At 62.1% G+C, this 21,913-nt stretch carries 18 protein-coding genes and 1 tRNA gene; 16 read left to right on the top strand and 3 right to left on the bottom strand.

From position 1 onward, the window contains the following. Positions 1-18: 18 nt before the first annotated feature. The 3 genes from OIL88_07505 to OIL88_07495 all read right to left on the bottom strand — a co-directional run bounded on the left by OIL88_07505 (position 19) and on the right by OIL88_07495 (position 3,620). Positions 19-933, bottom strand: coding sequence for a prephenate dehydrogenase/arogenate dehydrogenase family protein (locus OIL88_07505; GenBank protein ID HJI72205.1), 915 nt, complete (start codon positions 931-933; stop codon positions 19-21). Between the two features lie 3 nt (positions 934-936). Beyond that, positions 937-1,959 (bottom strand): 3-deoxy-7-phosphoheptulonate synthase, encoded by a 1,023-nt coding sequence (gene aroF / locus OIL88_07500; protein HJI72204.1) that lies wholly within the window; start codon positions 1,957-1,959, stop codon positions 937-939. A 368-nt stretch (positions 1,960-2,327) separates the two neighbouring features. Beyond that, positions 2,328-3,620: an IS30 family transposase gene (locus OIL88_07495; protein HJI72203.1), complete on the bottom strand. Its 1,293-nt coding sequence runs from the start codon at positions 3,618-3,620 to the stop codon at positions 2,328-2,330. Positions 3,621-3,813: 193 nt separating this feature from the next. Between OIL88_07495 and OIL88_07490 the strand changes: the two genes are divergently transcribed. From OIL88_07490 to obgE, 16 genes are all read left to right on the top strand, one after another. Further along, positions 3,814-3,890 (top strand) — tRNA-Arg (locus OIL88_07490). A 76-nt stretch (positions 3,891-3,966) separates the two neighbouring features. Continuing rightward, entirely contained in the window at positions 3,967-6,684 is a 2,718-nt protein-coding gene (locus OIL88_07485; protein HJI72202.1) for an HAD-IC family P-type ATPase, read from the top strand. A 103-nt stretch (positions 6,685-6,787) separates the two neighbouring features. Then, positions 6,788-7,930, top strand: coding sequence for a zinc ribbon domain-containing protein (locus OIL88_07480; protein HJI72201.1), 1,143 nt, complete (start codon positions 6,788-6,790; stop codon positions 7,928-7,930). Positions 7,931-8,037: 107 nt separating this feature from the next. Next, the gene (locus tag OIL88_07475; GenBank protein ID HJI72200.1) at positions 8,038-8,580 is read left to right on the top strand and encodes a peptidylprolyl isomerase; all 543 of its coding nucleotides are present in this window, start codon (positions 8,038-8,040) and stop codon (positions 8,578-8,580) included. 11 nt (positions 8,581-8,591) lie between these two features. Then, positions 8,592-9,896: a tetratricopeptide repeat protein gene (locus OIL88_07470; GenBank protein ID HJI72199.1), complete on the top strand. Its 1,305-nt coding sequence runs from the start codon at positions 8,592-8,594 to the stop codon at positions 9,894-9,896. A gap of 127 nt (positions 9,897-10,023) precedes the next feature. Further along, positions 10,024-11,055, top strand: a complete 1,032-nt coding sequence (locus tag OIL88_07465; protein ID HJI72198.1) for a rod shape-determining protein — start codon at positions 10,024-10,026, stop codon at positions 11,053-11,055. Between the two features lie 78 nt (positions 11,056-11,133). Continuing rightward, the gene (mreC, locus tag OIL88_07460) at positions 11,134-12,075 is read left to right on the top strand and encodes a rod shape-determining protein MreC (GenBank protein ID HJI72197.1); all 942 of its coding nucleotides are present in this window, start codon (positions 11,134-11,136) and stop codon (positions 12,073-12,075) included. 11 nt (positions 12,076-12,086) lie between these two features. Beyond that, a complete protein-coding gene (locus tag OIL88_07455) occupies positions 12,087-12,653 on the top strand; it encodes a hypothetical protein (protein ID HJI72196.1) in 567 nt (188 codons plus the stop codon). Positions 12,654-12,666: 13 nt separating this feature from the next. After that, positions 12,667-14,736: a penicillin-binding protein 2 gene (mrdA, locus tag OIL88_07450; GenBank protein HJI72195.1), complete on the top strand. Its 2,070-nt coding sequence runs from the start codon at positions 12,667-12,669 to the stop codon at positions 14,734-14,736. Between the two features lie 9 nt (positions 14,737-14,745). Beyond that, positions 14,746-15,972: a rod shape-determining protein RodA gene (locus OIL88_07445; GenBank protein HJI72194.1), complete on the top strand. Its 1,227-nt coding sequence runs from the start codon at positions 14,746-14,748 to the stop codon at positions 15,970-15,972. A gap of 18 nt (positions 15,973-15,990) precedes the next feature. Beyond that, positions 15,991-16,920 carry a hypothetical protein gene (locus OIL88_07440; protein ID HJI72193.1) on the top strand — a complete coding sequence of 310 codons (930 nt, stop codon included), beginning with the start codon at positions 15,991-15,993 and terminating at the stop codon, positions 16,918-16,920. Positions 16,921-16,930: 10 nt separating this feature from the next. After that, the gene (locus OIL88_07435) at positions 16,931-18,808 is read left to right on the top strand and encodes a TIGR03960 family B12-binding radical SAM protein (GenBank protein ID HJI72192.1); all 1,878 of its coding nucleotides are present in this window, start codon (positions 16,931-16,933) and stop codon (positions 18,806-18,808) included. After that, positions 18,805-19,617 (top strand): TIGR03936 family radical SAM-associated protein, encoded by an 813-nt coding sequence (locus tag OIL88_07430; GenBank protein ID HJI72191.1) that lies wholly within the window; start codon positions 18,805-18,807, stop codon positions 19,615-19,617. The genes OIL88_07435 and OIL88_07430 overlap by 4 nt, the downstream gene beginning before the upstream one ends. A gap of 67 nt (positions 19,618-19,684) precedes the next feature. Next, a complete protein-coding gene (rplU, locus tag OIL88_07425) occupies positions 19,685-20,059 on the top strand; it encodes a 50S ribosomal protein L21 (GenBank protein ID HJI72190.1) in 375 nt (124 codons plus the stop codon). 33 nt (positions 20,060-20,092) lie between these two features. Continuing rightward, positions 20,093-20,350 (top strand): 50S ribosomal protein L27, encoded by a 258-nt coding sequence (gene rpmA / locus OIL88_07420; protein HJI72189.1) that lies wholly within the window; start codon positions 20,093-20,095, stop codon positions 20,348-20,350. Between the two features lie 85 nt (positions 20,351-20,435). After that, positions 20,436-21,911, top strand: coding sequence for a GTPase ObgE (obgE, locus tag OIL88_07415; GenBank protein ID HJI72188.1), 1,476 nt, complete (start codon positions 20,436-20,438; stop codon positions 21,909-21,911). Positions 21,912-21,913: the final 2 nt, after the last annotated feature.

Genomic DNA, 21,913 nt, shown 5'->3' with positions numbered 1-21,913 from the left:
CCTGGCGTGATGGGTGGTCTAGTGGGAGGCCTCGTCGTCGAGTGCGCGCTTAATTCGGTCGCCCTCGGCAAGGAGATTCTCCAGATAGCGCTGGTCGCGGTCTTTAAGGGCGCGGCTGTAGGCGCCGAGCGATTCGATCAGATGGTCGATCTCGAAGGCGAGCGCGTCGGCGTCGTCGATCATGAGCTCGGACCACATCTGGGGGTTGAGGTGTGCCACGCGGGTGAGGTCGCGGTAGCTGCCGGCAGAAAAACCGTGGTGAACCTGAGCGGTCGGGCTCTTAACATAGGCGTTTGAGACGACATGCGCGAGCTGGCTCGTAAAGGCGATGACGCGGTCGTGCTCGGCGGCGCTGGTCACGCTGAACTTGCCAAAGCCCAAGGGGCGCACCATCTCGCGCACCTGGCCCAAGAGCTCGAGCTTAAGGGCATCGTCTACCGCGGGTGGAACGAGCACCAGGGGAGCGCCCTGGAACAGGTCGGCGCGGGAGTGAGCGTAGCCCGAGAACTGGGTGCCCGCCATGGGGTGCGCGCCCACAAAGTAAAAGCCGTGCTCGCGGGCAAGCTCAAAAGCGCGCTCGCACACGATGCCCTTGACGCCCACCGTGTCGATCACCACGGGGCCCATGATGGCCTCGGTATCGGTGGCGTCGGCGAGCGCCTGGGCGTGCGCCTCGAGCCACTCGATGCAAGCCTCGGGGTAGCAAGCCAAGACGATGATGTCGCATTCGCCGAGCGTCTCGTCGTTGAGCTCGCCGGCGACGGTGCCCATGCTGGCGGCCGTCATGACATCGTCATCGGGATCCCAGGCCAGCACGCGGACGCCCGCCTGCGCATAGCCGCGGGCAAAGCTGCCGCCGATGAGGCCAAGGCCGACGATGCCGGCGCACTTGGGGCCGCCCTGGTTAACGCGCGCGTTTCTCACTGTACCCATGGGCTACTCCATGGTCTCTTGGCAGACAACCTCGCGGATGGCTCGGATGCGGCGCATGGTGTCGTCGAACTGATCGGGGGTGAGGGCCTGAGCGCCGTCGGACCATGCGCGGCTGGGCTCGTCGTGGACCTCGATCTCCAGGCCGTTGGCACCGCAGGCGGTCGCGGCGAGCGCCATGGGTTCAACGTAGCGGGTGTAGCCGGTGGCGTGGCTGGGGTCGGCGACGACGGGCAGGTGCGACAGGTGGTGCAGCACCGGCACGGCATTGAGGTCGAAGGTGTTGCGGGTGCGGGTCTCGAAGGTGCGGATGCCGCGCTCGCACAGGATGACGTTGTCGTTGCCCTCGCTCATGATGTACTCGGCGGCCATGAGCAGCTCATCGATCGTGCCGGACATGCCGCGCTTAAGCAAGATCGGAGTCTTGGTCTTGCCCACCTCTTTGAGCAGGGGGAAGTTCTGGGCGTTGCGCGCGCCGATCTGCATGACGTCGATCTTCTTGTCCAAGAAGACCTGCACGTCGCGCGGATCCATGATCTCGGTGACGATCGGCATGTCGAGCTCGGCGGACGCCTCGCACAGCAGGTCCAGGCCGGCGGGGCCCATGCCCTGGTAGGCGTACGGGGAAGTGCGGGGCTTGTAGGCACCGCCGCGCAGCATCGTGGCACCGGCGGCCTTCACGCGGCGGGCGATGCGGATGAGGTTCTCGCCCTCGACGGAGCACGGGCCGGCGATGACCTGGAACTGATCGCCGCCGATCTTGACGCCGTGGCCGCAGTCGATGACGGAGTCCTCGGGGTGGAACTTGCGATTGGCGCGCTTGAACGGCTCGGAGACGCGCTGCACGCGCTCGACGACGTCCATGGACTCGAGCAGGAACGGGTCGATCTTGGTCGTATCGCCCACCAGGCCGATGATCGTCTCGTTCTCGCCGCGCGAGACGTCGGTCTTCAGGCCCTTTTTCTCAATCCAGCTGACGATATGGCTGACGGCCTCGTCGCTGGCGCTCTGCTTTAAAATTGCAATCATGGTGCGCCTCTCATCTCGGTGGATAACCCTTGCAAAAACGGCCCGCATCGCGAGCCGTGTATATATGGTGCATGTGAGTTTATACTAATTGTTTCACTTTTGCGTTCTAAAGTGAGCCTCTGCGCCGCGTCTTCCTCGGAATGGTTGATTTCCGATCTCAGCCGAACACATTGAGCGGATAGGCCGTTCCCGCAGCTAGCCGAACGCCCCCGAGGCCCCTCACGGGCCCCGGGGGCGCCGTTTTCCCAGTTGAAGGAACGGTGGAGATGTGTTTCGATGGGTCCGGTGGCCATGCTCCGCCCTCCGCCCGGCACCTCTTCCCAGACTCAGCCGGACGGTCGGTCCGTCTATTCCGTTTTGCCTTCAGACTAGGCCAGCGGGGCATCGCCCCTCTCGGCGCGCGCCCTCTCGATGAGGCCCGGCGTCAGGTCGAGTTCGCCGATGGGCACCTCCTCCACGCCGTAGGCGTCCAGCAGCGCCGCCGCGTCGCCGCCGAGCATCGCCCTGAAGGCGCGGGCGGGCGTCGAGAAGCCGAGCGCGCCGCGGGGCTCGGAGTTCACGTGCGACATGGCCAGCGCCAGGTCCGCCGGGGCGAGCCGGTCGAACCTGAGGCACGCGCCCTTGGGAAGCAGCTTCCTTATCTCGACGTGGTTTCGCTCGCAGGCGCCCTTCTGGTCGCTGCGCCTGGGGTCGCAGTAGAACAGCCTCGTCTCGCCCGGCCCCTCGCCGAGGAGCGCCGCGATCGCGCCCTCGTCGGAGAACTCCGCGCCGTTGTCGGTGAGCACGGCGCGGAAGACCCTCCCCATGCCGTCGGCGCCCAGCACCGAGCGCACGCCCTCCAGCGCCGCCTCCACGCTCGCCGAGTCCTTCGCCTCGAGCAGGAGCGCCAGCTGGAGCCTGCTGGGGCGGTGGAGCAGCGTGAGCAGGCAGGCCGAGTCCTCCCTGGCGCCCTCGACGGTGTCCATCTCCCAGGCCGCGGCGCACGCGTCCTCCCCGAGGGCGAGGAACGCGGCGTGCGACCTGCGGGCGGAGTGGCGCGTGGCCGCCCGGCCGGCGGCGCGCTTGCGCGGCCTGTAGCCGACCTTGCGCCTGAGCTCCATGTTGGTCATGCCGTCGTAGCCCGCCGCGACCCAGCGGTAGATGGTCGACGGCGACAGGTCCACCGGCCCGCCGTTGCACGCCGCCATCTGCTCGGGGGACAGCCCCCGGCGCAGGCAGCCCCTTATGGCCTCCAGCCTGGCCGCCGCGGCCGGCTCGTCGGCATCGATCCCGCGCCTGGACGAGACGAGCACCGAGTCCGCGCACAGCTGCGCGGCGCGGGCCTCGTAGAAGACGTGCGGGCGGCGCTTGCAGCCCACCGCGCGGTAGCGGCCGCAGCCGTTGCAGCAGCGCGGCCACGCCGCCAGGCGCGGGCAGGCCGCCGACAGGTCGGTGCCGGCGTCGACGCGCTCGCCGCGCCTGGCCTTCGGCGCCGTCACGAACCTGTGCGACGACACCTCGGCGCTCACCGTCGAGGGCGACCTGCCCAGCTCCCTCGCGATCTCCCTGCACGAGGCCCCGCGTTCCAGCATCCTCTGGACCGTGTCCCGCTCGTGCCTGGTGAGCCTGCCGTAGGCCCTCGGGGCCGCCTTCTCGGGACCCTTCTTCCTCTTTCCGGACATGCCGTCCTCCGATCTCCCGGGGCCGGCCGGTCCGGCCCTCAGGGTATCGGGTTCCCACATTCATCCGCACATGTACGGATGAATGTGGGAGGTGTTCGGATGAAGTTGATAATCAAGGTCTTCCTCGGAATTGCAAAGCTTTTTCTTTTATTTTGATAGCCCGTGGTGCACTTGGGTATAATGCCTTTTGTTCGCCCTATTAGCTCAGGGGATTAGAGCGTCTGCCTCCGGAGCAGAAGGCCGTTGGTTCGAATCCAACATGGGGCACCATCGAACGTAAGACCGTCCGAACCTCGCATGGTCCGGGCGGTTTTTCTTATACCGACGCGACGTGATGGGACGTGGTATGGCAGCAACGGATATCGAGCGTGGACTCTCGACCGCCGAGGTCGAGGAGCGCATCGCCGCCGGTAAGATCAACCGTAACATGGAGCTCAAGACCAAGTCGGTCAAAGAGCTCATCATCGAGAACCTCTGCACGCTGTTCAATTTGATCAACGTGATTTTGGCGTTCCTAGTCATTTTGACCGGTTCGTTTAAGAATCTGACGTTCCTGTTCGTAGTGTTCCTCAATACTGCTATTGGCGTCATCCAGTCCATGCGTTCCAAGAAGATGGTCGATAAGCTCACGCTGCTGACCTCCAAGAAGGCCATTGCGGTGCGCGACGGCGCCGAGGTGGAGCTCGACCTGGACCAGATCGTGCTCGACGATATCATCCGCCTGGGGCGCGGCGACCAGATTCCCGCTGACGCCGTGGTGGTTTCGGGCGAGGCGCTCGTGAACGAGAGCCTGCTGACGGGTGAGAGCGACCTCATTAAGAAACAGCCCGGTTCCGAGCTCATGAGCGGCAGCTTTATCGACTCGGGCTTGCTGCGCGCCCGCGTGATCCATGTCGGCGCCGACAACTACGTGGCCAAAATTAATAACGAGGCGAAGTACGTCAAAAAGGTCAATTCCGAGATCATGAACGCGCTTAACGCCATCGTGCGCTTTGCGAGCATCATCATGATCCCGCTCGGTTTGGCGTTGTTTGCCTCGAGTGTGAGCGAGCTGTGGGATGCCGCGGGAACCCCGGGCGATAGCGCGCTTTCGTGGTGCTTCTCCGAGCTGTTGGCTGGTCATGTGCCTTCGTCGGCGCTGCTGTCCACGGTGGGCGCCCTGCTGGGCATGATCCCGCAAGGCCTGGTGCTGCTGACCTCGTCGGTGCTCGCCATCGCCACGGTGCGCCTGGCCCGCCGCAAGGTGCTGGCGCAGCAGCTTTACTGCATCGAGACGCTCGCTCGCGTCGACGTGCTGTGCCTGGACAAGACGGGCACCATCACGTCGGGTCGCATGGAGGTCGAGGGTACCTATCCGCTGCCGGTCGAGGGTATGGGTGCGGGGGAGGGCGACGCCGCCGTTCCCGTCGATACCACGGTGCTCGATTTTGCGCTGGCTAACGTCGCACGTGCGACCTCGGCCGATGCCAACGAGACCTGTCAGGCGCTGCTCAACTATTACGCCGACCGTCCGGTCGAGGTGTCCGAGCCGCTGTCGGTCATTCCGTTCTCGTCTTCCAAAAAGTGGAGCGGCGCGTCGTTTGCACAGGGCTCATATGTGATGGGTGCGGCGCAGTTTGTGCTCTCTGATCGTGCGTTTGCCCAGGTCGAGAACCGTGTCGCCGAGCTTGCCGATACCTGCCGCGTGCTCGTGGTGGCGCGCGTTGACGGCTTTACGCCCGATGGCGATATGGTGGGCGAGGCCGAGCCCGTGGGCTTTGTGACCATACGCGACGAGATCCGTACCTCGGCGGCCGAGACCATCGGCTACTTTAACGAGCAGGGCGTGACCCTCAACGTGATCAGTGGCGACGACCCGCGTACGGTGTCGTCGATCGCACGCGTGGTGGGCGTGCCGGGGGCGGACGCTTATGTGGACGCCACGACGCTCGATACGCCGGCCAAGCTCGATGCCGCAGTGGACCGCTACCATGTCTTTGGTCGTGTGACCCCGCAGCAGAAGCGCGAGCTCGTGCAGGCGCTCAAGCGCCGCGAGCACACCGTGGCCATGACGGGCGACGGCGTCAACGACGTGTTGGCGCTCAAGGAGGCCGACTGCTCCGTCGCCATGGCGGCCGGTTCCGATGCCGCGCGCAACGTGGCCGAGATCGTGCTCGTCGACAACGACTTTGCCTCGATGCCCGCCGTGGTGGCCGAAGGCCGTCGCTCCATCAACAACCTGCAGCGTTCGGCTTCGCTGTTCTTGACCAAGACGCTGTTCTCGATGGGCCTGGCGGCGCTGTGCATCGCGCTGCCGCCGTACCCTTTCGAGCCGATTCAGATGACGCTCATCAACTTCTTCTGCATCGGCGCGCCGGGCTTTGTGTTGGGCCTGGAGCCCAACAATGCTCGCGTGAAGGGTGCGTTTTTGACCAACGTGCTCAAGCGTGCACTGCCGGCGTCGATTGCGGTCATTTTGGCTGCGGCGCTCGATATCTTTGTGGCGCGCGTGTTTGGCTTTAGCCAGCTCACGCTGTCTACGATGTGCCTGCTTACGTCGTGCGCGGCGAGCGTCAGCCTGATCTGGCGCATCTCGCAGCCTCTCACGCCCTTGCGCGTGGTGCTCTTTGTGTTTGTAGTCGCTGGCATCTTGGTGGGCGTTATCGGATTCCCGGAGCTGCTGTCTATTGCCAACCTGTCGATGGGCCAGATGGTTATCTTGGCTGTCATCGTGGTCTTTACCTGCTCGGTGTTCTTTAAGCTCGCCACGATGATGGATTCGCTCAAGCCGCGTCGTCGTCATGCCGCAACTGGTTTTGGACGCGGTGTGCGCGTCCACCTGGGTCGCGGTGGCGGCAAGGTGAGCTCGACGGGTTCGACGGCGGAGCGTTTTGCCAAGCGCGTCGCCGCCGACATGGCGCAGCGCCGCGAAGATCGCACCGCTCGCGAGGCCGAGGCCCGCGCACTCGAGGGCGTGGCCCAGGTCCAGCCCAAGAAAAAGAAGCCCACGGGCGCCAAGCGCTCCCGCGTAACCAAGTCCGCCCAAGGCATCAAAGTTTCGATGCCAAGCAAAAAGAAGAAGTAACTACGCGCCCTGGCGATGTTGAATTGGTGCCTTGCTCCTGTGGGGCCGTGGCGATGTTATGCTCTAACCTCGATTGTTTGAATTGCTTCGAAAAGAGGATGCCGTGATCTGCCCGCATTGCCTTAAGACTTTCGAGGACGGCGCCTCGTTCTGCCCCTACTGCAACGCCTATGTGGGTCCGGGCGATGGTCCCGAGCACACCGAGTTCGTGTTCTGTGAGGGCTGCGGTGCCCGTCTTTCCCCGCATGATCGTACGTGCCCCAAATGCGGACGCCCTGCTCCGGGTATCCTCTCCGAGGACGCGGCCGCATCCGACCTGGCAGCGGGCCGCACGGCGGGCTTTCCGCGCCTAACGCAAGAGCAGATCGACACCGAGGTGCCGCATGCGCCGGCCTCTGCCGCTGCGGTGCTTTCGGACGCCGCCGACCCCAATGAGACCTGCGTGCTGCCGGCTTTCGATAAGGATTTCGGTATTCCCAAGGTCGATATTCCCATGCCCGTTTCCCTGCATGACGATGCTCAAAAACCCAAGCGCAAGGTGCACCCCGACGAGGACGCCTATCACAAGCACAAGCGTCATATTCCCAAGCCGCTTATCGTAACCGCGGTCCTTGCCGTCGTTTGCGGCGGTGCCTATTGGTTCGTGACGACCGATCCCATGGGTGTTATGCCCGGCTTCTACGACCAGTTTGGCCAAGCTGCACAGACCACCTTCCCCACGCGCCAAAAGGGCGAGGCCACTGAGGACGATGCCAAGCAGGACGATTCTGCGGAGGTGGTCCAGGAAGAAACCGTGCTCACCGATGATCAGCTCTATACCAGGCTGGACGGTCTGTATCAGACCATCGTGTCCTATGCTGACGAGGACCAGATTGGCGAGGTCATCGATTCTTTTAACAACGGCTATCTCCGAACGCCGCTGTCCACCCGTCAGGAGCTGTCACAGAGTGCCTACGCCCTGCGCGACCAGATTAAAAAGACGCAAGATGAGCTCAACAATCTTAAGTATCAGGACGATACGGTCTATGCGGACGACATCGCCCACTTAAAGCAGCTTGCCGAGTGGATGTATGAGCGCGTTGACGTGATCTGCCAGAGCTGGGATATCTCGCTGGCCATTCCCGATGGCGAGTCGATGAGTTCCCACCAAAGCGAGATCCTGGCGCCCATCGCGCAGGGTGGCAACAGCGCGCTGAACCAGTACGACGCCAATGTGGGTTCCTGGAAGCCGCAGCAGCGTTCCTAAAATTAGTTCGCCATAGTCGGCATAACCTACGTGCGCAATTGATGTAAGCCCGTGCTTATTGCTACAATTCGTACAAATATGCTTTAAACGCACGAGGAAGGAACCACATGTTTGGGTTTAAGAAAGAGCTCTATACGCCCGAGTATCAGCTTGTCGGCGACGAGTGCGCCGTTATCGAGACGTCGAAGGGTACCATCAAGGTCAAGTTTGACGGCGAGGGCGCTCCCATTCATGTCGCGAACTTCTGCGAGCTTTCCACGATGGGCTTCTATGATGGCCTTAAGTTCCATCGCTATGTGCCCGGTTTTGTTATCCAGGGCGGGGACCCCAATACCCGCGACATGTCCGGCGCCGACGTCGCTGCCGGTCTTGAGGGCCCCGACGGCATGCCCGGTACCGGTGGCCCCGGCTACTGCATCAAGGGCGAGTTTGCCACCAATCCGCGCAACAGCCATGTCGATGGCGCCCTTGCCATGGCACGCTCCATGGACCCCGATTCCGCGGGTTCGCAGTTCTACTTCTGCCTGGGTGCCCAGCATAACCTCGATTCCGGTTACACCGTCTTTGGTACCACGGTCGAGGGTCTCGATGTGATTTCGCAGCTGCGTGCCGGCGACGAGATCGTTCATGTCGAGATCGTTCACGAGTAAAGGGGGCTTCCTTGAATAGCCAGCTGATCCAACAGGGCCGCGCCGCTTACCGCGCGGGTGATTTTTCCGCTGCAGCCCAGATGCTTGGGGCGGCAAAGACTCCCGATGAGATTATGGGCGAGGCAGATCACCTTCGTGGCAACGCCTTGATGCACCTGGGCATGTATGCCGAGGCCGCCGAGGCCTATGCCGCCGCCCTCAACGACGGTACCTACGGCAAGCGCGGCGCGCTGCTCACCAATCGCGGCAAGGCACTCGCTGCCGTGGGCGACTACACAACGGCCGCTCAGGCTTTCTCTGCCGCTACGCAGGATGCTTCCTATGCCACGCCGTTCAAGGCCTATCTGGGTCTAGGCAATGCGCTGTTCCAGTCGGGCGACTATGCCAACGCGGGAACCGCCTTCCGTCAGGCTGCCATCGACGGCGCCAATCCGGCTCCTGCCGCCGCACTCGGCGAGCTCGGTCGTTGCTTCATTAAGCTCGGCCGTCCGGCGGATGCCGTGGAGACCTACCGCACGGCTATCGACTTTGCCGGCCCCCGCGACGACACGCGTGCGCTCAACGCCGGCATGGGTCAGGCGCTTTCTGCCGCCGGCCGTCCCTCCGACGCACTCGATGCCTTTAACGCCGCTACTGCCGATGGCATCTACCAGCTCACCTCCGAGCAGGCCGACGAGCTTGCCCGCGTGCACGATTCGCTTGCCGCGCTGTCTGCCCAGACGGCCATGGCCACGGCTCCGGCGCCCGCGATGGACGCTTCTGCCGTCGATCCGCTCGATCCTACCGGCGCGACCGGTCAGTTTATGCCCGATCCCTCGGACACCGGCTTCTTTACGCTGTCCGAGTCCGAGATGGTCCAGCAGGACCGTCAGGATCGTAAGCAGGCCAAGGTCCGTCGTCGCCATCGCCACACGGGTCTCAAAGTCTTCATCGTGCTGCTTCTGCTCATTTTGATCGCCGCGGGCGGTCTGGGCTTTGCCTACACGCGCGGCTTTGGCTTCCCGTCTCAGGAGTCTGTCGTTACCGATCTGTTCCAGGCTGCCGGCGACGGTGACGCCGCAAAGGCCGAGTCTTGCCTGGCCTCGAGCCTGTCCGAGGACGCTAAGTCGATGATCATCTCCTCGATTCCGCAGGGTGCCACCGCGTCCGTCGAGGGCATGGATCAGTCCATGACCGAGACGACCGCCAAGGTGAAGGCATCGCTGTCCAAGGGCGGCGAGCAGGAGTACACCGTCAAATTCGTGCGCTCCGACAACCATATCGGCTGGGCCGTTTCTTCGCTTGATATGGATTTCTCGGCTGCTGACAACCAGTAGTGACCTTATGGGATTTAGCTTTGCCCGGCGCTTCACCGCAAGTGAGGCGCCGGGCTTGCGCTAGTATGATGAGCTAGTAGTTTTCCAGCAATCATCCAACACATCAGGAGTTGCGTTGTTTTCTTTGATGGATATGTTCTTCGGTAGCTATGCGGGCGATCTTGCCATCGACCTCGGCACCGCCAATACGCTTGTCTCCGTGCGCGGCAAGGGCATCGTCATTCGCGAGCCCTCTGTTGTCGCCATCGACAAGAACGACGAGCGCATCTTGGCGGTCGGTATCGAGGCGAAGCGCATGCTCGGCCGTACGCCCGGCAACATCGTGGCCGTTCGTCCCCTGAAGGACGGCGTCATCGCCGACTTCGATGTTACCGAGGCCATGCTTCGCTACTTTATCGACAAGGCGTCCGAGAAGCGCTATCCGTGGACTCCGCGTCCGCGTGTTGTCGTCTGCGTTCCCTCCGGTGTCACGTCGGTCGAGAAGCGCGCTGTCTTTGAGGCCACGATCCAGGCCGGTGCCCGCCAGGCCTATCTGATCGAAGAGCCCATGGCGGCTGCCATCGGCGCCGACCTGCCCGTCGAGGAACCCACCGGCTCCATGGTCATCGACATCGGTGGCGGTACCACCGAGGTTGCCGTTATCGCTATGGGCGGCATCGTCGTCTCGCAGTCCATCCGTATTGCCGGCGACGAGTTCGATCAGGCCATCCTCACGCACGTTCGTGATGCCTACAACCTGGCCATCGGCGAGCGTACGGCAGAGGACATCAAGATCAAGGTCGGCTCCGCCGTGCCGCTCAAGGATGAGCTCGACGTCGAGGTCAACGGCCGCGACGTGATCACCGGTCTGCCCAAGACCGTGCGCATCGAGAGCGAGGAGATTCGTCGCGCACTCAACAAGCCGCTCGACGAGATGGCCAAGGCCGTCAAGGACGCACTCGACGCTACGCCTCCCGATCTTGCCTCGGACCTTATGTACTATGGCATTTTGCTGACCGGTGGCGGCGCGCTGCTGCGCGGTCTCGATGTGCGCCTGCGCGATGAGACCGGCGTTTCGGTCAACGTCAGCCCCACGGCGCTCGATAACGTTGTTAACGGCTGTGCCCGCGTGCTCGAGGCCAATGCGTTTGATGGCGGCTTCGTCCAGACCAATGCTTAATTTCCAAAAGGTGGATTCCATTTGGCACGATCTTCGGGTTTCTCCACAAATCTGAATACCAAGCGACAATCAACGGGTATGCGCCCGTTGATTGTTTTCAGCCTGATTTCGGTGTTGCTGCTCACGTTTTACATCCGCGAGGGCGAGGCAGGACCGATTCATGCCGTGCGTTCGGGCGTAACGACGATTACCTCGCCGGTGCGCTTTGTGGGTTCGGCTGTGGCGGCTCCTTTCAATGCCATCGGCAACGTGTTCTCTAACCTTACGGCGTCGCAGGACACGCTTGACGAGCTTAAGAAGCAAAACGAGGAGCTGACCTCTAAGGTTGCTGAGCTCTCCGAGGCTCAAAAGACCGCCGAGCGTCTGGAGGGGCTGGTCGGCCTGCAGTCGACCTACAACCTCAAATCGACCGCTGCTCGTATCGTTGGTGCCTCGGGCGATGCCTGGACCTCGACCGTAACCATCGACAAGGGCTCTGCCGACGGCCTTACCATCAACATGCCCGTGACGAGTTCTGCCGGTGTTATCGGTCAGATTATCGAGGTATCGGCCAAGACCTCTACCGTGCGCCTTATTGGCGACGAGAACTCGGGTGTGTCCGCCATGGTACAGGACACGCGCGCCCAGGGCATGCTGCAGGGTCAGGCTGACGGCACGCTGCGTCTTGAGTACGTGAGCGTCGATTCCGACGTTAAGGTTGGCGACATCATCGTGACCTCGGGCATTGGCGGTGTGTTCCCCAAGGGTCTTCCGCTCGGCACCGTCTCGTCGGTTGAGAAATCGGCAAATGACGTGTACTACACCATTGTGGTGCGCGCCCAGACGACGGCCGAGAACAACGAGGAAGTGCTGGTCATCACCTCGATGACCGACGAACAGTCGGCCTCGGATGAGGACGTGAACACGGCCAACAGCACGCCGCAGGGAACGTCGCGCGATGCTGCGACCAAGACGAAGGACGAGAGCCCGGATGACAGTTCCGACACGTCCGAGACGACCGATTCCGGCTCGAGCGAATAGGGGGCATGTCCATGGATCTACACGAGCAGGGGATGAGCTCCCGCACGTTTGTAATCGCCGCCATCGTGTGCGTGCTGCTGCAGGCAGGCCTGGCACCGCAGATCTCCATTGCGGGCGGTCGCGTCAACTTTATGATTATCCTGGTGTGCCTAAGCGTGTTCTCGGGCGACCCGACCCGTGCCGTCGTGTGCGGTTTTTGCAGTGGCTTGTTCTATGACCTTTCCGCTGCCGTGCCGGTGGGCGTTATGTCGCTCCTGCTGACCGTGGGTTCTTTTGCCCTGGTGCATAGCGCTGCCGGTCAGACGGGCGGTGCCCCGAGTGCGCGCGGCATCACGGTGGGCGCCTTCGCGTTCGTCATTAATGTGATCTACAGCATCATCTTGCTGTTTATGGGTTTGGAGACGAGCTTTGTCGTGGCGATCTTCGGCCATGCGCTGCCGTCTTCGATCCTGACGGGTCTGGTTGCCATTCCGTTTTTGATGTCCGGCGTCGTGCCGCAGTCCGGTTATGGATTCTCCGCACGTGGCGGACGCCAGACGGGCATGCGCTTTAAGCCCAAGACCCGTAAGCTCAAATAGGGGAGGCTCGCAGATGTCTTCCCAGATGACGGTTATTATCGCCGGTATCGTGCTGGTTGTGGCCATCGTGGTCGCACTGGTCATCATGCGTCGCGGCGATTCTCGTTTTACCTACGATACGCAGCATGGGACGGCCCCGCGCGCCACCGAGGGCGAGGGCAATACCGCGGCGACCGCCTTTAAGGGCCGCTTCTCCATCCTCACCACGGGTGTGGGCGCGATGTTCGCGGCGCTTGCCGTCAAGCTGTGGGGCATGCAGATGGTCTCGTCGGACTATTACGAAAAGCAGGCTAATAGCAATCAGACGCGCACCGTTACCACACCCGCTGTGCGCGGCCGCATCCTCGACCGCAATGGCGTGGCGCTTGTCCAGAACCGTCCCTCACTTGCTGTCGTGGCCTACCGCGACCTTGCCGAGGATGAGGTTCTGGTTCGCCATCTTGCCAACGTGCTCGGTATGCCCTACGTGGCGGTGCTGCGCAATATTCAGGACAATTCCGAGGGCGCTCAGAGCCTGCATACCATCGCGACGGACGTCCGTCGCTCCACGGTTGCCTATATTCAGGAGCACGCCGGCGAGTTCCCGGGCGTCAAGATTGCCGAGCGTACCGAGCGCCAGTATCCATATGGCGAGACGGCATGCCATATCTTGGGCTATACCGGCACCATTACCTCCGAGCAGCTCGAGGCCCAGAATAAGAAAACCTCTGGTGATGATGATGCTTCTGCTGGCCGGATTACGTACCAGTCGGGCGATATCGTGGGCCAGGCGGGTGTTGAGAGCTACTACGAAAACCTGCTGCAGGGTATTCGTGGCGAGCAGACCGTCAAGGTCGATGCCTCGGGCAATGTGACCGGTCAGGCCGGCGCCGTGCCCGCCAAGGCCGGCTCCGACATTAAGCTCACGCTCGATCTTAAGATCCAACAGGCCTGTGAGACGGCGCTGGCGAGCGCCATCGAGCTTGCCAAGACCACTGGCTACAGCAATGCCGGCAACGGCGCTGTGGTGTGTCTCGATCCCAACAATGGCGAGATCCTGGGCATGGCGAGCGAGCCCAAGTTCGATCCGTCCGTCTTTATCGGCGGCGTCTCAAATGACGTGTGGACCGAGCTCAATGATGACAAGGGTTCGCACCCGCTGCTCAACCGCGCCATTAGCGGACAGTACATGTCGGCCTCGACCATCAAGCCGCTCTCGGCACTGGCCGGTCTTGAGTTTGGAACCTACACTTCAACGCAGACAACCAACTGCACGGGCTATTGGACGGGCCTGGGCAAGGCTTGGGGCAAGCGCTGCTGGCTGACGTCTGGCCACGGCACCATGACGCTGCAGTCGGGTATCGCCAACTCGTGCGACCCCGTCTTCTACGACATGGGCAAGGCCTTCTTTTATGACGAGCAACATTCCGAGGGCCTGCAGGAGGTCTTTCGTCGCTGGGGCCTAGGCAAGACCTGCGGTATCGATCTGCCGAGTGAGGGCGCGGGCCGTATTCCCGATGCCGAGTGGAAAGAGTCGTACTTTACCGACGCCTCTGCCGAGGACCGCAAGTGGAATGCCGGCGATATGACCAACATTGCCATCGGCCAAGGCGACATCCTGGTGACGCCCCTGCAGATGGCGTGCGCCTATATGGGTCTTGCCAACGGCGGCAAACAGTACGTGCCTCACGTGTTTTTGTCTGCCGTGTCGCGCGATGGCGACGGCGATGCCTATAAGTACAACGGCAAGGGCAAGAAGAAGCGCCTGGAGGCCAAGATCAACAGCGATTCGGATTTGACTCTTGTTCGCAACGGCATGCACGACGTGATTTACACGGCATCGACGTCCCTGGCGGCTCACTTTGGCACCCTGACGCCGCAGGTGTACGGCAAGTCGGGCACGGGCGAGAAAAGCGGCGAGGACGAATACGCGTGGTTTTGCGCCTATGCACCGGCCGATGATCCCAAGTATGTCATCGCTACTGTCCTGGAGCAGGGCGGCGGTGGTTCGGATACCGCGATGCATGTCGTGCGCGACGTGCTCGGCGTGATTTATGACGAGCCCGATACCTCTTCGGCCTCGGGCGATTCTTCGGTTCGATAGGAGGTTGCGATGGATTTTTCTCCGGCGGATCTGTTCCGTTCAACCAAGACCGGCTCTCGCAGCAGCCTGGACCGCGTCAACAAGCAACTTTCGGCCTCGCGCGGTACGTTTCGCCAAAAGGTGCATATCGGTGTGCTGCTGGCTACCGTCGCGCTCGTTGCCTATGGCGCCATCATTATTTGGTCGGCGTCACAGTTTAAGGCCGACGCCTCATTCTCGCGCCACCTGCTGGGCATTGGCATTGGCGCGGTGCTTGCGGTGCTCGTCTGGCGTACCGATCTGCGCGGTATTTCCAATTTTTCGACGGCGTTGCTCGTCATCGACCTGATCGTGATCTTCTCGCCCAAGATTCCGGGTCTGTCCTATACGGGCGGTCTGGGCATGACAGGCTGGATCAAGATTCCCGGTATCGGCTTGACATTCCAGCCGGTCGAGCTTGCCAAGCTCATCACCATCTTCTTTATCGCCACGCTTGGCTCGCAGTATAACGGCCGCATCGATACCGTTCGCGACTACGTTAAGCTCTGCGGCATGCTGTCCATCCCGTTTTTGGCCGTCGTTGCCATGGGCGACCTGGGCTCGGGCCTGGTCGTGCTGGTCTCGGGCGCCATCGTCATCTGCATGAGCGGTGCGCGCCGCGAATGGGTGCTGTCGACCCTGGCCCTGCTTGTGGGCCTGGTGGCCCTCGTCCTGGCGCTCGATTCGGTCTTTGATTCGTTGCTCGGCCACGATGTGCTCATCAAGCAGTATCAGATGAACCGCCTGACGGTCTTTATCGACCCCGATAATGCCGATTCGGACGATGCCTACAACCTGCAGCAGTCGCTTATCGCCGTTGGCTCGGGCGGCTTCTTTGGTAAGGGTTTGGGCCATGCGACGCAGTCGGCCGGCGGCTTTCTTCCTGAGTTCCACACCGACTTCGTCTTCGCCTTCCTATCCGAGACCTTTGGCTTTTGCGGTTCCTTTTTGCTCCTGTGCCTCTACGTGCTGCTGATCTTTTCGACGATTCGCGTCGCCTTTAAGTGTGAGTCGCTGTTCTTGCGCCTATCGTGTGTGGGCATCGTTGGCATGTGGGCGTTCCAGACCTTCGAAAACATCGGCATGTGCATTGGCATGATGCCGATTACCGGTATTCCGCTACCGTTTATTAGCTTCGGTTCGTCTTCGATGATGATTCAGCTGCTGACGGTGGGTATCGTACAATCCATATGGCGGCATCGTTCGGGCGCCGCGTAACCGCTGGAGGGGTTTGCTATGAAAATTCCCGTAGATAAGCTGACCCGCGCTTTTAAGATGGGCGCGTCCGTTAAGAAGGATTCCGATACGCCGGTGCGCGTCTCGGTCTATTTGGATTCGTCCGCCTCGCGCTTTCTGGCCGAGACGGTGCGTGACGCCTTTGTGCCGCAGACGACCTCGGGCATTGTGCGCGTCGAGCGTCTGGGGGAGGAGCGAATTGCTCCAAAGACCGATACCGATGTGGTACTGGTGCTCTCGTGCGGTTCCGACCGCTTGGAGAGTGCCGTGCAGGAGCTCGTGATCGCCGGCGCGCCCGTGTGCGTGCTTGCCGAGTCTGCTGTGGAGGTGCCGTTTATCGAGGAGTCCACGCCCATGCTCGGCGTGGTGGCGGCAACCGATAAGACGTATCTGCTCGAGACGCTTGCCCGCTGGATTCTCGATCGCACCGAAAAGGAAACGGCTTTTGCGGCGAACTTTGCCTTCATGCGCATCGCGGCGGCCAATCGTATCATTACCTCGTGCGCGCTCACCAATATGGCGACCGGTGCGCTGGTGTTTTTGCCGGGCGCCGATTATCCCGTTATGGCGCTGGCTCAGGTGGGCATGCTCTTTGAGCTCGCTGCCGTCTTTGGACGCGGCATTAAGCCTGAGCGCGGCTACGAGGTCGCGGGCGTGCTTGCCGGCGGTCTTGTGATCCGCGCGGTCACCCGTGCGCTCGTCAAGCAGACGCCGCATATTGGGTTTGCCGTCAAGGCGCTCACTGCTGCCGCGGGCACCTATGGCATGGGCCGTGCGCTCGTTTCGCTCTACGAGCGCGATGTCGACTACAGCCGTGCCAACGAGGTGGTCACTGCCACGTTCTCCCGCGTTCGCGATCTGGTGACCACGGTCGCGGGCGCTACCCGTCCTATGGCGTCCTATGAGGACGCATCCGATCTCGCTGCTTAGGGGTTTTCTGTTGCGCGTTCCGTATCAAGACTGTTTTCATTTAATTGAGCCGCTGCTCGCCAAGGTCGAAAAGCCGAGTCGCTATATCGATCACGAGTGGGGCACGCTTTCAAAGGCCGATGCCGACTATCGTTGCTGCCTGATCTATCCGGATGTGTACGAGGTTGGTTTGCCCAACCAGGGCATCGCCATCCTCTACAACATCCTTAACCAGGCCGAGGGCATCTCCTGCGAGCGTGGCTATGTGCCGTGGCCCGATATGGGTGACGCCATGCGCGAGGCGGGTATTCCCCTGCTGTCGCTCGAAGGCGCTGCCCCCGTCGCTTCGTTTGATATCGTCGGTCTGCATGTGCCGCACGAGATGGCGGTGACGAACTTCCTCGAGGCTCTCGACCTCGCTGGCATTCCGCTGTTGGCGGCCGACCGAGGCGAAGACGACCCCATCATCATCGCCGGCGGTCCCTCGGTGTACAACCCCGAGCCGTACGCGGCCTTCTTCGATGCCGTCCTCATCGGCGAGGGTGAGGAATCGCTGCTCGAGACCTGCCAGCTGCATCGCCGCCTGCGCGACGAAGGAGTCCCGCGCGCGCAGATTGTTGAGCAGCTTGCATCCATTGCCGGCAACTACGTGCCGTCGCTCTATGAGGTGCGCCATGACGAGCCCTGCTCGCCGCATGGCTACACCGTGCCGCGTGAGGGCAAGGATGCGCCGACCGTGGTCTACAAGCGCGTCGTCGAGGATTTCGGCGCCACGAATCCGCTGTCGCAGTCGTGCGTACCCTATGCGCAGCTGGTCCACGACCGCCTGTCTATCGAGATTCTGCGCGGCTGCGCCCGCGGCTGTCGTTTTTGCCAGGCCGGCATGACGTATCGCCCGGTGCGCGAGCGCTCGGCCGACCAGATCGTCTCGTCGGTGATTCAGGGTCTGGAAAAGACCGGCTATGACGAGGTGTCGCTGACCTCGCTTTCCACGACCGACCACTCCTGCATTCGCGACGTGCTCGGCAGGCTCAACCGTCGCCTGGAGGATACGGGTATACGCGTGTCTATTCCGTCGCAGCGCCTGGATTCGTTTGGCGTGGATATGGCCGAGTCGGTCGCCGGCGAAAAGAAGGGCGGCCTGACGTTCGCGCCCGAGGCCGGCAGCCAGCGCATGCGCGACATCATTAACAAGAACGTGACCGAGGAGGACCTGGACCGTGCGGCCAAGGCGGCCTTCGAGGCCGGCTGGAACCGCATGAAGCTCTACTTTATGATGGGCCTTCCCGGCGAGCGCGATGAGGACATCGTGGCCATCGCCAATCTGGCCGATCACGTGCTGGAGCTCGGTCGTTCCGTGGTGCCCAAGGCTCGTCGCGGCTCGATCTCGGTGTCCATCTCGGTTTCGGTCTTTATCCCCAAGGCTGCCACGCCGTTCCAGTGGTGCCCGCAGCTCGACTACGACGACGTCAAGCGTCGCCAGAAGTTGCTTATCACGAGCGTTCGCAACCGTGCCGTCCGCGTGCATTACCACGATGCCGAGACCTCGCTCATCGAGGCCGCGCTTTCCCGCGCCGGTCGTGACATGACGCCCGTCATCATCGATGCTTGGCGCTCGGGCTCTCGCTTTGACGCCTGGGTGGAGCATTTCTCGCTCGATAACTGGAAGGAAGCTGCTGCCAAAAACGGCATCGACCTCAATGAGCTCGTGCACCTGCCCTACGAGTTGGACTGGCGCCTGCCGTGGGAGCACGTGAGCCCCGGCTGCACGCACGGCTTCCTCGAGCGCGAGTACCGTCGCTCGCTCGAGGGCGTCACGACTCCCGACTGTACCCGCACGTCGTGCACCGGCTGCGGGATCTGCCCCACGCTCCACGCCAAGAATGTATTGATGGGTGATCGCGCATGAGTGAACGCCTGACCGACAACCCCTCGCTCTTTAGGCTTCGTGTTCGTTATGGCAAGCGCGATCGCCTTAAGTACCTGGGCCATCTCGAAGTAATCCATACCATTGAGCGCATCGTGCGCCGTGCGGGACTTCCCTATGCCGTCACGCAGGGCTTCTCTCCGCACATGCGCGTGGGCTTCTCTTCGGCGCTGCCGGTGGGTACGTCGTCGACCTGCGAGTGGTATGACCTGTTTATGACCGAGTTCGTGGCGCTCGACGAGGCGTTTGGGCGCCTGGCTGCGGCGTCTCCGGCCGATCTGGCGCCCATCGAGGCGGCGTACATCGACGTGCGCACGCCGGCGTTGACGGCGCAGCTCACGCGCCTGTCGTATCGCATCGACCTGCACTTGGATCCCGAGGCGCCCGTAAGCGCCGACGAGGTGCGTCGTGCGATCGACACGCTGCGCGCGGGCCACGGCATCGACTACGCGCGCGGCAAAAAGAGCAAGCGCTTGGATTTGGATCACACGCTCGTGGGCTATGAGCTCACGGCGGGGGAGCGCCCGGACCATTTGGTGCTCATGCTCGACACCCATGCCGACAACGAGGGCTCCATGCGTCCGGAAATTTTGCTTTCCGCTGCTGATGTTTTGTTGCAGGGCTTGACCCCGGGCGTGGATGCACCTATTGTTTCCACCGGTATGCAAGACCTCGTGACCATCTGCTCCTACGATGTCGAGCGTCAGAATCAAGCATGCGAGGACGACGAGGGCCGACTCGTCAGCCCCATACCTGTGCGAACTTGTGGATTTGCTCCACATACTCGTTGACGGGGGTATTTTCGCCTGCTACTATATTCGGCTGTTGCACTAACTGATGCATGAAGGGCAAGTAAACATGTACGCAATCGTTAACACGGGCGGCAAGCAGTACAAGGTCGCCACCGACGATGTCATCACCGTCGAGAAGATCGAGGGCAATGAGGGCGACAAGGTCACCCTGCCGGTTATCTTCCTCAACGATGGTAAGAAGATCGTCACCGATCCCGACAAGCTGGCCAAGGCCAAGGTTACCGCTCAGATCGTTGAGCAGTTCAAGGGCGAGAAGCAGCTGGTCTTCAAGTTCCACAAGCGCAAGCGCTATCGTCGTCTGAAGGGTCACCGTCAGCAGCTCACCAAGCTGAAGATCGTGAAGGTTCAGGCTACCTCCCGCGCCAAGAAGGCTGTCAAGGCAGAGGCCGAGGCTGTTGCCGAGGCTCCCGTCGCCGAGTAGATTACACTCGTAACGAAAGAGTAGGTATACACAATGGCACACAAAAAAGGACTCGGTTCCTCCCGTAATGGCCGTGACTCCCGCGGTCAGCGCCTTGGCACGAAGCGCTATGCCGGCCAGACGGTAACCACGGGCACGATTCTCGTCCGTCAGCACGGCACGCACATCCACCCGGGTGAGAACGTTGGCCGTGGTAAGGACGACACGCTGTTCGCGCTGGTCGACGGTACCGTTGAGTTCCACAAGGGTATCAAGCACAGGGTCAGCGTACGCCCGCTCGCGAACGCGTAATTCACCCTTCATAGAGCACATATGTGGGAGGCACTTGAGTTTTAGGATTCAAGGGTCTCCCTCTTTTTTGTAGGAGGCGATTCTGTTGTCACAGTTCACCGATATCAGCCGCATTAACGTGTGCGGCGGCGACGGCGGAGCCGGATGCATGTCGTTTAGGCGCGAGGCATTTGTCCCCAAGGGCGGCCCCGATGGCGGCGACGGCGGTCGTGGCGGCAATGTCGTCATCCAGGCCGATGCTCAGCTGTCTTCGCTGATCGATTACCGCTTTAAGCATCACTTCCGCGCCGAGCGCGGCACGCACGGGCAGGGTGCCCGTCGTAACGGTAAGAGCGGCGAGGACCTGATTCTCAAGGTCCCTATGGGTACCGTGGTGCGCGAGCTCGACCCCGAGACGCAGACCCCGATGTTCGAGATTGCCGATCTGGTGCATGATGGCGAGCACGTTGTCGTGGCGCCCGGTGGTGCCGGAGGTCTGGGCAATACTCACTTTGTGACGTCGGTGCGCCGCGCGCCCGCGTTCGCCCAGCTGGGCGAGCCGGCCGAGGAGCACTGGATTGAGCTCGAGATGAAGCTCATGGCCGATGCCGCGCTCGTGGGCTTCCCCTCGGTCGGTAAGTCATCGCTCATCGCGCGCATGAGTGCCGCCCGCCCCAAGATTGCTGACTACCCGTTTACCACGCTCGTGCCGAATCTCGGCATGGTGCGTGCCGGCGAATATTCTTACGTCGTTGCCGACGTCCCCGGTCTCATCGAGGGCGCGAGCGAGGGCAAGGGCCTGGGTCACCAGTTCCTGCGCCACATTGAGCGTACGGCCCTAATCATGCATGTCATCGACATGACGGGTGGTTTTGAGGATCGCGATCCGGTCGAGGACTATCGCATCATCAACCGCGAGCTCGAGCAGTATGGCGCCGAGCTTTCGGAGCGTCCGCAGATTGTCGTTGCCAACAAGTGCGACGCGCCGGGCACGGCCGATAAGATTGCCGACCTCAAGCGTGCAGCGCTCGACGATGGCCATATGTTCTTTGCCGTGTCTGCCGTGACGGGCGCCGGCCTCAACACGCTGATGCTTGCCGTGGGTGAGCAGGTGGCCAAGCTCCGCGCCGAGCTGGCGGTCTCCGATGAGCCGGTCGACCTGCGCGACGATGAATGGGAGCGCCGTCGCCTGCAGCGAGAGAAGCGTTTCCGCATTGTCCAGGAAGAGCCCGGTGCCTTCCGCGTGGTCGGTCGTGCCATCGAGCGCATGGTCATTCAGACCGACTGGGAAAATGAGGAAGCCGTCATTTACCTGCAGCATAAGTTTGCGCGTATGGGTGTTGACGATGCGCTCGAGAAGGCCGGTTGCCGTGCGGGCGACGAGGTCCGCATTTGCCAGCGCGCCTTTGACTTTGAGGGCGCCGAGGACTTCTCGGAGTACGAGGAGCTCGAGGATGCTGGCGAGGACGTTGCCGTTGAAGCCATTGACGTGGCCGATGCTGCGGATGAGGGCGTCGAGGTTGTCGATGCGACGGATGCAGCGGATGCCGCGGGCGATACCGAGACACCGGAGGGCGAGTAAGC

This window comes from Coriobacteriaceae bacterium (assembly GCA_025992855.1).
Lineage (GTDB): Bacteria > Actinomycetota > Coriobacteriia > Coriobacteriales > Coriobacteriaceae > Collinsella.
This window is presented reverse-complemented; position numbering and strand designations above follow the sequence as displayed.